Source organism: Paenibacillus sp. J22P218 (assembly GCF_056269195.1).
This window is the reverse complement of record NZ_JBWDNL010000001.1, coordinates 1,034,888-1,047,775: the sequence shown is the minus strand read 5'-3', so window position 1 is coordinate 1,047,775 and position 12,888 is coordinate 1,034,888. Positions and strand designations below refer to the sequence as shown.

Genomic DNA, 12,888 nt, shown 5'->3' with positions numbered 1-12,888 from the left:
TATTCAGCTACTTCGATTATTTCTTAAGCTCCAGCAGTCCGATCTCGGACAAGTTCTGCCACGTCATTCCTGTCGTATCATTCCAGATCGCGATGCTGTCGCGAACGCCGTCATCGTTTTGGTCGTTGTTGACCTGTACGTCGAAACCAACCAAGCTGCCGGCCGCAGGTGCCGTTCCTGTCCACGCGATGGAAGCTTCGACGATATAGCCGTTAGCAGTAAGCTTCGCTGCGGATACAAGACGTCCGCTCGAAGAACCCGGGCTAACGGACTGCTCGTTGTCGAAGTTGATCCGGTATTGCCCGTCGTCCGCATCATACGGATTGGTTCTTGCATCGTTTTGATCGAGGAATATTTCTACCGAATCCTGCTCCCATACGTTCGTGCTTCGTTTTGTAAGCAGCGAATCGGTTACTTCCGCCAAGATATACAGGCGGCTGCCATCCCAGAGCGTTCTGACCTTCGCTGTTGAACCGGATGTTCCTTGCACCCACCGGTCTGTCGTAATAGCGGACGCTGACGTCCAGATGCCGTCGATATGGCCGTCAATAATCGGCGTTCCACGCACAGCCTTCGTCAATTGAGGGCCTTCAATTAGCTCTAGCTCGCCGAAGCCCGACGTATCCGCATCCTGCTCATGATGAATATCGTTCCACGACGTCAACGAGGTAGCGCTGCCTGAACGATTATTGATTCGTACGTCAAAGCCGATCGTTTGGCCAAGAGCTGCCCCCGCGAGCGGAATTGACGCTTCGATAACGTAGCCGGTCGCGGTTTTGACCGCCTTGTATTCTGCTGGACTATGCGGATTCGCCCCGCTCCTGCGGAACGTATACTTCTTGTCGTCCGGCTCGTAGGAGGTTGTCTTGCCGTTGTTTCCGTCAATGAATACGTCAACCGAATCGTTTCCGTTAACCGACGAGTCCAGCACATCGACCCAAACATGAAGCTTTCCGGATGCCCATTGCGATCGGTAGGTGGCTGCCGTATTACCCTCTGATTGAATCGTTATCGGCCTTGCTGCCTTCCATGAATCATCCAGCTTGCCGTCTACCTTCACGGTGCCGGCAACTGCGGATGTCTTGTGGATCTCAACCGGCAGTTTGCTTGGATCAACAAGCGCCCAGTACGCATACTTCGCTTGAAGACGTTCATCGAACAGCAGCGGCCAATTGTTCCGATCGACCGGGAACGTTCGCAGCCAAGTATTCAAATCGTCCTTGCCCCAGAAGATGACGGCTGTAAGCTGATCCGCATGCTTCTTGAAAACGTCGAAGATCGCCTGGTATCGTCTCGCCTGTGTGATTTGCAACTCCAGCGGGAAGGTCTCGTAAGACTCGGCGTCATTCGTATAAACGCTCATATCCAGCTCTGTAACTTGCTGCTCGATGCCAAGGTCGCGGAAGGCCGCGAGCATGTCGTCGAGCTCCTGAATGGAAGGACTCGCGATGCCGATATGCGTCTGATGGCCGACACCTTGGACCGGGATGCCCTTGTTTTGGAGGCGCTTGATCAGGTCATATATAAATTGCCGTTTATCCGTAAAATGCGTGTTGTAATCATTAATGTATAACACGGCATCCGGATCCGCAGCATGGGCGTATTCGAACGCCTTCTCGATGTACTCCTCGCCTGCGATTTGATACCATAAGCTGTTCCTTAAGCCGCCTGGCTTACGATCTCCCGGCTCAATGACCTCGTTCACGACGTCCCAGGCATAGATTTTCCCTTTATAGCGGCCGACAACTTCGTCGATGTGGCTCTTCATGCGCGCGAACAGCAATTCCTTGCTGGCTAGATTGCCATTGTCGTCATAGAACACCCAGTTCGGTGTCTGCGAATGCCAAATCAGCGTATGACCGCGTACCGCAATGCCGTTTTCCTCCCCAAATTCTACGATTTTATCCGCATTGGCGAAAGTAAACTGCCCTTCGACCGGCTCGGTCGCATCCCATTTCATCTCATTGCCTGCGGTAAGGCTGTTGAAATGTTTTTTGAGCAGCTCAGCGTCCGGCCCCTCCGAATCTGCTATTTCGTTAACGAGCAAGGCTGAACCAAGAAGAAAATCGTCAGCGAACACATCCTTCAAGCTCGGTATGTCTTGCTCGATTTCGATCGGAATCGGATCGGGTACGCGTTCAATTATAAATTCATCAACATAGAAGGATAACGTCGGATTGTCGAACGATTCCAAGTAAACACCGGCATTGGAAACGGGATTTTTGAGCGTATATTCGCCCGACAGCTTCACCCATCCGCTATCCGTCGCTGTTTTGGCCGTGACAGATTCGTAATAGGGCGTGCTTTCCGTCGTCCGCTCGACGAGCATGGCGACGGACGAGGCGCTCGAGCCCGCCGGAAGACGAACCCATGCCGTAATGCCGTATGTCTTGCCGACTTCCATGAACGAAGTCACGTTAAACGTTGGGCCGTTCCAGCCTTGAGATCTTCCTTCCACTTTAAGCCCATACTCGCCCGAATAAGCCGCATCAGACGATGCCGACAAAATGACGCCGCCGCCCCGCGGCTGCCAGCCTTGTACCGTTCCGTCCTCAAAGTCCGTTGCGATACGCTGCAGCTCGGAGGATGTCTCATCATTTGCCTCCGCATACACTTTCGTCCTGGACGTGATCGAGCCCATCGTCGCGGCGCTTAACATCAGCGCTGCGGCCAGTCCCAATACCATCAACCTTTTTAACCGTTTCATCTTGCGAACAACACCTCTCTCTCCAATCATTTATCCATATCAAACTCCTCTTGCGGGGAGTGGAAATGGCGCTTGGTTAGCCTGTCTGCTTCGCTGACTGGGGATAGAGAACGATACGGCCGTCCTCCATTTCCACGCGTACCTTGTTGTTGTCTTTGAAACCGTCCATATCAAGGAATCCGGAAGGAATTTGCAGCCGTCCTGCCTTGTCAAGCACGGCGTATTCCGTGTGGCTCTCCGCTTCAAGCATGGCGCTCTCCGCGTCCAGCATCGCCAGCTCATCGGCGTACGACACTTTGCGGATCATTTCCGCCGACGTCTTGCCGTCCCGGATTTGGACGACCCGATCTACCTTCCGCGCTAGCGAAGGATCATGTGTTACGATCACGATCGTAATGCCGATCGATCGGTTGAGCGTTCGAAACAAATCGAGAACCTGGTTTGATGTTTTCGTATCAAGCGAGCCCGTCGGTTCGTCGGCGAGCAGCAGCTTCGGATCGTTGGCCAGCGCGATCGCGATCGCCACCCGTTGCTGCTCGCCGCCCGAAAGCTCGCTCAGCCTGTTTTTCATTCGATGGCCAAGCCCCACCGCCTCCAGCAGCTCCATCGCCCGTGCCCTTCGCCGCTTCCCGCGCAGCAGCATCGGAAGCTCTACATTGGCCAGCGCGGTCAAGTAAGGAATCAAGTTGCGCGCATTGTTCTGCCATACGAAGCCGACCGTATCGCGCTTGTAGGTTACCAGCTCTTTCTCGCCGAACTTCAGCAAGTCTTGGCCGTCAACGAACAGCTTGCCGGCTGATGGCTTATCGAGGCCACCAAGCATATTCAGGAGCGTCGACTTCCCGCTGCCGGAATTGCCGATAATCGCCATCAGCTCTCCGTTTTCGACCTGCAGATCAAGACCTTGCAAGGCGAACACCTCAAGATCCGCCATTTTGTAAATTTTGACGAGCCCTTCGCTTTTAATCATCGTTTACTCCTCTCCAAGCTTGAGAGCTTGCGCAATCCGAATTCTCGATAAGCGGTAACCGAGGATTAGAAGGCCTAGTGTCAATGTAATGCCGATAATGCTATACAGCTGTAGATAATCGCTAAGCTGTTGAATCATTTCGAAAGGCGGCACTTGATCCTTCGTCGCAAATGACATCTCGAATAACGGCACGAACAGCTCGCTTATCGTGTTGCCGATGACGACGCCTAGCAGAACCGCCGCTCCGGAAGTCAACATTTGCTCGCTGACGAGCATGCCGATTATTTGCCCGAATGGAATGCCCATTGCCCGCAGCACGCCGTATTGAAGCGTTCTGCCCGACAGCGTAAGCACCCAAAACAGCAGGAAGCCGAAGAAGCTGATCAACATCGAGATGACGAAGCCTAGCGTCATGACGCCATTGATCGCAAGTCTGAACGGATCGTTTTTCGATTGAATCAACTCTTGCGTAGCGTCTTGAAGATTAATGATTCTTAGCTTCTTCTCCGCTAGCTGGTCATAGACGGCTTGGCTAGAAACACCGTCCTTTAGCTTCAGCCATACCTCATAAGGCTCTACGGCAAGCCTGTTCTGAATCGTGCCGAGGTGGCCCACGATCAAGTTCGGCTGCGCAGCCTTCTCGTTATCGGCATTGCCGGTCGGAAGCGGATTCCAGCTCGGCCAATAGTCGATAATGCCATAAACGACGAATTGTGCTTGATCGAGCCCATCCCAAGATAGTGAAATCGTATCGCCCAGCTTCGTCTTTGCCTTGTCCGCGATCGAGCGGGAAATGAGAACCGCCTTCGTATTGGGCGCGAGCAGATTAAGGTACCCGTTAATGGGGTGTTCGAGCAGACCATCCTTCATCCAAGCCGTCCGGCCGAAGTCCATCGTGTCGATGCCGATCAGAGTAGTCGCCCCGCTCGCTCCGCTTGCAGGCGTTACGAATCGCGCCTTCTCTTTCTTGAACACTTTGGCGCTCGCGAGGAAGCCTTCCAGCTCTTCGAAAGGCTGGAACGGCGGCTCGGTGTATTGAACCCGGTTCGAGCTCGAAGCTGTCGTCTCGGCTTGCGTTTGCGGAGCGGACGACATATAGGTCGATGGCCGCGCATCGCTTTCCCAGCGGGTCATAATCGTCATATCGGCTCCGATATTGTACTGAATCTTGCTCTCCATGTTGTCGTTAATGGTACGGGCCGCATTCGCGCTGAAGAGTCCCGTTGCGACGGTCATGATGAGGAACAGCTTAATCGTCTGGTATTGTCCGGACGACCGGCTGATTTGAACCAGCGTATTGTACAGCGCAGGCGACCACCACCGGCGACCTGCCAAATAGACGAGTCGAATGAACCATGGATATACCCGCAGCAGCAGCAAGCCGCCTCCGAGCGCGAATAACGAAGGCATGAGGAAGAGCATCGGATCGAGCTGAAAGGCATCCGAGTCGAGCCCTAACCGCTGCAAGTCCTCCTGGCGCTTGTTGAAATTGTAGAGCAGATATACGGCTATGCCGACAAGGATAAAATCAAGACCCGTCTTATGCCAGAACGACAGCTTGTTATGGCGGGCGTTTTGCTGCTTATGACTGACGATACTGACTCTAGTCGCCATGAACGCCGGAATCAGGATCAAAGCCAATGCGGCGGCTACCGCCACAGATGACACCATGTAAGCGCTGCTGGTCAGACTGACCTCAAGCGCCGAGCGATCGACGAACTCCAGGAAACCGTTCGATGCGCCAAGCACTTTCGTGAACCAAATGCCGAGAAACGGACCAACGGCAAGCGCGCTTATACCAAGAAACAGACTTTCGAGCGTATAAGCCGTCATAATCTGCAAACGGCTTGCCCCGCGGCTTCGCAAAACGGATATTTCCGTCTTCTGCCGCTCAATAATGAGATTGGCGGCCATATAGAGATAGAAGGCAAGCAAGAGCATAACCGGCGAATAGAGTGACAGCATCATAACATCAAGCTTCTCTTGCTTGCCCTGATAGTCATTAACCGTTGATACGGCAGGAATGTTAACCTCGTCGACACCGATTCGGCCGCGGAAGTATCGTCTAATATCCTTGTCGGCTTGCATGAATGCATCAATATTATCGATCGTTAACTCCTCGTAATTAAGTGCTAGGCGCCAATCCAAGCTTGCCAGCTTCGTCATGCCGCCAAGTATGAAATCGCTCTCAAACTGCTCGAAAGGAATAATGAAGCCGTCGCTATCCTCGGAAGTAAGAAAAGGCAAGTAAGGATCTGCCGTTGGGTTGGTCTCCATAATCCCAACCGGGATGACGCGAAACTTCGTTTTGTCCGGCGCTTCGGCAATCAGTTCGTCCCCCAGATCGCGTTTCGTCGCGATTAGAAACTTCTGCGTTACGAGCGCCTCGTATATACCGTCGGCGCGAACGGTCGGCATTGCGCCATCGATCAAGCGAACGCGTTTCTCAAGTCCGGAGAGTGATCTGATGCTGCCCGCTGTCTTCTGCGACTGCTTCTCCTGATCCGTTGCGTCAGCACCGTACACCTTCATGCGCTGCGTGAAACGCTGCTGATAGAAAGATAAAGCTTCAAGTCCCGCCCTGCCCGGTATTGTTTGCACGAATCGGTCCGCCCGCTTGATAGCCTCGATCGTCTTCGCGTCCATTGCCGACGCGGATACGGTCGTACCGATGCGAATATAACCCGGATACACGCCTTCCTGAAGCTGCACCGATTGCAGCTCCTTTTGCAGCGTTCGCTGCAGGATGGCTTCGGAGTAAAGCGGCATGGAGCTGAATAAGGCCACGCATACGGTGAGGCCGATCCATAGATTCAGCTGCAGCCACTTGTTGTTTGCCATCTTGCGGAGGATCATCGTCCATAAGGCCATACGTACACCCCATCCTTGCGCCAGTTACATACCTGTAACTGGTCTTCATGTTAGTTATTCAGAATGACCTGCTGGCCTTCCTCGAGTCCTTTGACGATTTCCGCTTCGGTCGATGTTATCAGCCCTACCTCAACGTCGACCTCCTTGCGTCGTTCGCCTTCCGCCACCTGCACGTAATAACGTCCCATATAAGAGCGAATGGCCGAGCGAGGCAGAACAATGACGTTCTCGCGTTTCTGCAGCTCAATCGTAAGCTCGGCGCTGTCGCCGATATGGATGCCGTCCGGCGCATTGTCCATACTCATATACAGGGTTACTGCGTTACGCTCGGCTTTGGCCCCATCCGCTCCGATCGGAACATTGGAAGGCGATTGCAGCACTTTGCCCGTGTAAGCCTTGCCCTTGTACTTCAGACTGACGGGCATACCCGCTTCGACCGGCTGTACTTCCTTCATTTCACCTGCGACATACGTGAGTTGGATGCGAGACGTATCCGCAATCGATACGATGGATTGGTACGCATTCACAAAGTCCCCCGCATTCAACGTTTCCAAGAATGTTACCGTCCCGGAAATCGTTGCATATATCCTCGATTTCGCAAGCCGTGTCTCCATCGATTGCAGCGAAATATTCTCTCGTTCAAGATCGATTTCGCGCAGACGAAGATCGATCGGCGTTGCGTCAGAGTCGCGGGCTTGCTTATACATCAGCTGCGCTCTCTCCAAGTTAAGCTTCTGCAGATTATATTGCAGCTCAAGATCTCCCGTTTCTTGCTCCGCGAGCAGATCACCGGCCTTCACTTCTTGACCGATCGTCACATTGATTGATTTAAGCCGGCCTCCCGACTCCTTGAACGACAAGTTCTCCGAGCTCGAGGAAACGAAATGGGCTGTTCCTTTGAGATACGTCTGAATAGTTCCACGGCTTGCCTCCACAATATCCAGCTGCTCTTGCGCAGGCTGTATGAGCGGAGGCTGCAAGGCTTGCTGTTCGGCAGGGAGCAGTCCGCATCCGGACAGCGCCAGCATCGCGGCTAGTGCGATTGCAGATCGCCGCGTTGCCGTCAACACCCGTCCGTATCCGTTATTCGATGTTCGTATGCGATACAATTGTTCCATCCTCCAATGAAATGACATGATCAACAAGCTCCATGATGCCAGGGTCATGCGTCGTTAGAACGACCGTCATCCCGGAACGATTAACGAGCTCACGGAAAACCCTCATCACTTGAATGCCCATCCGGCTATCGAGCTCGGCCGTCGGCTCGTCAGCGATAAGCAGCACGGGTTCATGGGCAATCGCCCGCGCGATCGCTACGCGCTGCTGCTCGCCTCCCGACAGCTCGGCCGGACGATGCTTCATCCGCTCCTTCATCCCGACCTGCTCCAGCGCCCGCTCGGCCGCCTCGCGATTGCCCTTGAACGGCGTACCCGCCACGCGCAGTCCGAATTCAACGTTCTCGTAAGCATTCATAAGCGGAATGAGACCAAAGGATTGGAACACGAGACCGATTTCCTTGCGACGTATAGCGCTTCTCGCCTTGCTGGGCATGCGCGTAATTTCTCTGCCTTGAAAGAACACCTGTCCTTCCGTGGGCTCGTCAAGCGCGCTAAGCATATTCAGCAAAGTCGTCTTGCCTGAGCCGGATCTGCCTTTGAGCGCCACCATCGATCCGGCCGGTATATCCAAATGAACGTCCGATAACGCGGTGACGGCGCCATTGCCTTTGCCGAATATCCGCTTAAGGCCGATCGCCTTTAATATCGTCTCGCCGCTTGCTGCACTCGGTGACTCTCTCTTCGCCGACATCGCTAACCTCCTTGTTTTATCTCATTATCACTATTAATTTTAACGTTTTCATTTCTTGAGAAGTACCTGTTCGTTTCTTGTTCGTTCACCTTATAAACGATAGGTTTCCGGGTTGTAAGCTCAAATACGCTCTAACACGAAGGTGCGGCTGGTGGGCTCGAGCTTCCGGATTTGCTCCACAAGAGCCTATATGCACTTACGGACACAGTCACAAACCCTCCTTCGCTCTGTAAGAGCAAATATGCGCTTACACGAAGGACGAAGGCGGATAGTAATAATAAAAAAAAGCAGCGCCAGCCGGACTCCCCCGACTGGCGCTGCACAAACCTCTTCCATTAACTTATTTGCCGAACTGCCATGCATTGAAAGTGAATAACTCTACATCGGCCTTGCCTTTGAACACGAAATACAGATCGTGAACGCCTTCGGCGCCCGCGACCGCCGTCTTCACTTCTGTCCAGCTAGTAGAGCCCTCTCCCTTCGGTATGGCAAGCGAGCCAATCTTGACACCTTCCGGACTATCCAGATGCAGCTCGATGATAGCATCGTCCATTCCGCCAACTACGAACGCCGAGAAGGTGGATGCGCCATCCCCAAAGTCCACTCCTGCTACAGCCGTCCAATCGCCGTTATGAATGTCCGCAATCGCAAGTTCTGCGACTGCCGTTCCTCTATCATCTCTTTTCTGGGGCAGCGCATCGACGCCAGCGCTCCACGCAAGCGTCTCCGCTTCCACGCGAACGAACGGATTAAGCTTATTCAACTGAGGAACACCTTTCAGATCGGCTTCAATCTCCTGAATGGCACCATCCGCGCCGAAGCTTACTTTGTTCAGATGCGTCGAACGATAGCCTTTCGGTACGCCCATCGCCTTGGACAACGTCTGCGCGTGATAGGCGATATACCACTCGCCGTGGAACTGAAACATCGCGTGGTGATTGTTGCCGCCTACGCCGAAGAAGTGGCCGGGATTTTTCAGAATGGAACCTTGATACGTCCATGGACCCATTGGACTTTCGCTGGTCATATAGGCGATTTCACCTGCCGCCGGGCTTCCTTCCGGTCGATCGCCTCCGTAGAAATTCGAGCAATACGTGTAGTAATAAACGTCTCCAACCTTATTGATGCCGGCGTCTTCGAACATGAACGGCGCAGGAATGACCGCGGCTTCGCCGACAACGCTGATCATATCGTCGCCAAGCTGCATAACGCGAGCCGTGTCCGGCTTCTCTTCCTTCCCTTCCGGGATGCCTCCTCCGAAATAGATATATCCCGTACCATCGTCGTCAACCAATACGGCCGGATCGAACAGCCAAGTTACACCTTGCGCTGCCGGCGCCGATCTCGAAATCAGCGGCTTGCCGATCGGATCAATCCAGGGACCGGTCGGGCTATCGCTCGTCAGTACTCCAATCCCGCTCGCGTTGTTCGCGAAGTACAGGAAGAACTTGTCCTGGCCGTCAATCACCTTATGTGCCGCAGCCGGGGCCCAAGATTGCGTTGCCCACTTCGCCTCGCCTTCGGGACCAGCAGCGACTACGAAGCCATGATCCGTCCAGTTCATCAAATCCGAGGATGAGACGATAGACAACCGGTTAATTGACCCGTAAGTGTTATCCTTCACTTCACCTGCCTCGTCGTACTCCAGCACGTCGTAAGTGCTATAGATGTAGACGCGGTCATTGTATACGATCGCGTAAGGATCGGCGCCGAATTTATGCGACACAATCGGATTGCCGTTCTGAAGAAGCTTGCCGATCGCGCTTGCGGGCGGCTGATAGCTCATCTCGGCGGACGCTCCGCTAACGTTATATGCCGTGCTTTTATTACCTGAATCCACAATATCCAGACTGTTTACTTTAAATTCCTTACTCATTTGCACAATCAACTCCCTTTTTTGTATAAATGTAATCGTGGCCAGCTCTTTGCTGCCATCCAGGTTGGCGAATGTAATAACCGAGCCGTCATCATTGCCGATTCGAAGCTCCACCCCTTCCTCCGTAGGCTGGAACGCGACGGCTGCCGTCGAAACGTTGCTCGGGTTCAGGACGATTGCATCGACTTCGAACGCGGCTGGAATGTTCAGCAGTGAGCGAATTTGCACAACTTCTTGCTCAACCGGAAAATCGTCCATCAATAATTTCACTTCATAGGTTGTGTCCTTCTCCCTGCTTAATTCTACCGTCTCTTCCTTCAGGTAAGCCGACAACACAACCTCAGACGGCTGTCGCTCCGATTCGTCCCGGTCAATATGTGATTGGTAGAAAAGAAATATTGCCGTGCCCGCAGCAAGAATCGCAACTGCGAGTCCAAGACGCTTCTTAACGGTCAGCAAGATGTCACCTCTTTCCCTATTAAAGAACATAGTAATGTCAACCAGGGATAGGAACAACCTGCCTATTACTTAGTCATTACCCGTCAATTTCTAGGTTTCGTCGCGCAATAACAGCGCGGGACACCCCATTTGGGTGCCCCGCGCTCATGATGAATATATATTCAGCCTTTTACGCCACCCACCATCATGCCTTTGACAAAGTATTTTTGCAAGAACGGATACACCATGATAATCGGTACGGAAGCGACGATCGTCATCGTTGCCCGTACGGCTAGCGGCGTGACTCTATTTTGCTGAGCTCCGCTCGCGCCGCTTATCATGCCGTCAATACCCGTTGTACCGGCAGTCGTGTTGGAGTTCTGCAAAATCTTCTGCAGCTCATATTGAAGCGTGCTTAAGTCGATATGTGAAGAGTTGTATAAGAAGACGTCGAACCAGGAATTCCATTGATAGACGCCCGAGAACAAGGCGACAGTAGCAAGTACGGGAGTCGTCAGCGGCAGCACGATGCTGAAGAATGTCCGGAATTCACCGGCACCGTCGATCTTTCCCGATTCGAGAATGCTGTCCGGCAAGTTTTCGATGAAGGAACGGATAATAATCAGATTGAAGACTCCAATTAAGCCTGGCCAAATATAAACCCAGAAGCTGCCTACCAGATGCAAATCTCTCATCAACAAGAAAGTAGGAATCAGGCCGCCGCTAAAATACATGGTCAATATAAAGGCAAGCGTAATAAACTTCCGCAGCACAAAATCCTGTCGGCTGATCGCATAGGCGACCATCGCGGAGCATATCACCGTCAAGCCCGTTCCGATGACCGTACGCAAAATCGAGATCAACGTGGCATGGAAAATCGTCGCTTCCTTGAAAATGTATTGATAGTTGTCCAGCGTCCACACCCTTGGAAGCATGTAAATACCGCCTTTAAGCGAGTCCTGTGAGCTATTAAGCGATACGGCCAATACGTTAAGGAATGGATAAAGCGTAACGACCATCAGCAAAATCATAAAAGTATAGTTGCAGATGTCGAATATACGGTCGCCCATCGGGGCTTTGATTTTGTATTTCTTGTTCCGTTTCACATCGCTTGAAGCCATCTGATTTTCCTCCTGTTCTAGAATAGTCTTGCCTCGCCCATGCGCCTCGCAATATGGTTCACTGCGAACAACAGGATGAAGCTGACCACTGTCTTAAACATGCCTGCCGCGGTGGAAAGGGCGAAGTTGCTTTGCGCGATGCCGTATTTCAAGACAAATATATCAATGTTCTCGGAATAGTCCACATTCATGCCGTTGCCCAGCAAATATTGCGGCTCAAATCCCGAATCCAGCAAATATCCGATATTCATAATTAACAATACGACGACGACTGATTTAATGCCAGGCAGCGTAATGTACGTCATCTTCTGCAGCCGGTTCGCGCCATCAATCTCTGCCGCTTCGTACTGTGCGGGGTCTATGGTTGTCATAGCGGCCAAGTAAACGATTGTGTTCCAGCCGATATCCTTCCATATCGAGCTTGCTCCGAAGATCGTCCAGAAGTATTCTGGAATGCCCAAAAATAAGATTTCATTTCCTTCGTTCACAAATCCGAGCCAAACCAACAGTTCATTGATGATACCGTCCGGCGACAACGTCGTTTGGATGATGCTGGCCGCCACGACCCAAGAAATAAAATGCGGTAAATAACTAACCGTCTGTACGACCCTCTTAAAAGCAGCCTTCCTTAACTCGTTCAGCAGCAGCGCAAGCGTAATCGCCGTCAAGAAACCAAAAACAAGGTTAATGGTGCTCATCGCAAGCGTATTGCGAAGTACCCGAAGGAACCTTTCGTCCCCGAATAAAAATTCGAAATGGTGAAAGCCGATCCACTTCTGCTCCCAAAACCCGAGTGCAGGCTTGAAATCTTGGAAAGCGATCGTCCAGCCCCAAATCGGAACGTACTTGAATAGAATTAGCCATAACAAAAATGGCACAGTCATAATGACGAGCGCACGCTGGTGAAGCAGCTTCGTAAAGAACAGCTTGATTCCCTTCGGCTTCTTGTTTATTGGCGGCCGGCTCGTTGTCTGTATCGTATTGGACTCCATTATTTTCTCTCCTTCCGGTACCGAAGCATCTTGCCCTAACAATAGGAATAGGCCGGACACGGATCGAATAAAAATCGATATGTTAAGCCCGGCCTATCTCCGTC

8 protein-coding genes are annotated in these 12,888 nt (G+C 52.4%); all 8 read right to left on the bottom strand.

What is annotated here, in order from left to right; genetic code table 11:
- Positions 1–16 precede the first annotated feature (16 nt).
- The 8 genes from AC0YN0_RS04255 to AC0YN0_RS04220 all read right to left on the bottom strand — a co-directional run bounded on the left by AC0YN0_RS04255 (position 17) and on the right by AC0YN0_RS04220 (position 12,784).
- A complete protein-coding gene (locus tag AC0YN0_RS04255; protein WP_475820151.1) occupies positions 17–2,707 on the bottom strand; it encodes an endo-1,4-beta-xylanase in 2,691 nt (896 codons plus the stop codon).
- Positions 2,708–2,783: 76 nt separating this feature from the next.
- A complete protein-coding gene (locus tag AC0YN0_RS04250; RefSeq protein ID WP_475820150.1) occupies positions 2,784–3,677 on the bottom strand; it encodes an ABC transporter ATP-binding protein in 894 nt (297 codons plus the stop codon).
- Positions 3,678–3,680: 3 nt separating this feature from the next.
- On the bottom strand, positions 3,681–6,548 hold the full coding sequence (locus tag AC0YN0_RS04245; RefSeq protein WP_475820149.1) for an ABC transporter permease: 2,868 nt from the start codon (positions 6,546–6,548) through the stop codon (positions 3,681–3,683).
- Positions 6,549–6,598: 50 nt separating this feature from the next.
- Entirely contained in the window at positions 6,599–7,657 is a 1,059-nt protein-coding gene (locus AC0YN0_RS04240) for an efflux RND transporter periplasmic adaptor subunit (RefSeq protein WP_475820148.1), read from the bottom strand.
- Complete coding sequence (locus AC0YN0_RS04235) at positions 7,632–8,357, bottom strand: ABC transporter ATP-binding protein (protein WP_475820147.1); 726 nt, start codon at positions 8,355–8,357, stop codon at positions 7,632–7,634. The genes AC0YN0_RS04240 and AC0YN0_RS04235 overlap by 26 nt, the downstream gene beginning before the upstream one ends.
- Positions 8,358–8,697: 340 nt before the next feature.
- Positions 8,698–10,692, bottom strand: coding sequence for a glycoside hydrolase family 43 protein (locus AC0YN0_RS04230; protein ID WP_475820146.1), 1,995 nt, complete (start codon positions 10,690–10,692; stop codon positions 8,698–8,700).
- Positions 10,693–10,853: 161 nt separating this feature from the next.
- Positions 10,854–11,792 carry a carbohydrate ABC transporter permease gene (locus AC0YN0_RS04225; RefSeq protein WP_475820145.1) on the bottom strand — a complete coding sequence of 313 codons (939 nt, stop codon included), beginning with the start codon at positions 11,790–11,792 and terminating at the stop codon, positions 10,854–10,856.
- A gap of 17 nt (positions 11,793–11,809) precedes the next feature.
- Positions 11,810–12,784 carry an ABC transporter permease gene (locus AC0YN0_RS04220; protein ID WP_475820144.1) on the bottom strand — a complete coding sequence of 325 codons (975 nt, stop codon included), beginning with the start codon at positions 12,782–12,784 and terminating at the stop codon, positions 11,810–11,812.
- Positions 12,785–12,888: the final 104 nt, after the last annotated feature.

What these genes read in the sequence shown, in the direction of transcription:
- AC0YN0_RS04255 (WP_475820151.1), bottom strand. Translation starts at nt 2,707, where the DNA reads ATGAAACGGTTAAAAAGGTTGATGGTATTGGGACTGGCCGCAGCGCTG.
- AC0YN0_RS04245 (WP_475820149.1), bottom strand. Translation starts at nt 6,548, where the DNA reads ATGGCCTTATGGACGATGATCCTCCGCAAGATGGCAAACAACAAGTGG.
- AC0YN0_RS04220 (WP_475820144.1), bottom strand. Translation starts at nt 12,784, where the DNA reads ATGGAGTCCAATACGATACAGACAACGAGCCGGCCGCCAATAAACAAG.
- AC0YN0_RS04235 (WP_475820147.1), bottom strand. Translation starts at nt 8,357, where the DNA reads ATGTCGGCGAAGAGAGAGTCACCGAGTGCAGCAAGCGGCGAGACGATA.
- AC0YN0_RS04250 (WP_475820150.1), bottom strand. Translation starts at nt 3,677, where the DNA reads ATGATTAAAAGCGAAGGGCTCGTCAAAATTTACAAAATGGCGGATCTT.
- AC0YN0_RS04225 (WP_475820145.1), bottom strand. Translation starts at nt 11,792, where the DNA reads ATGGCTTCAAGCGATGTGAAACGGAACAAGAAATACAAAATCAAAGCC.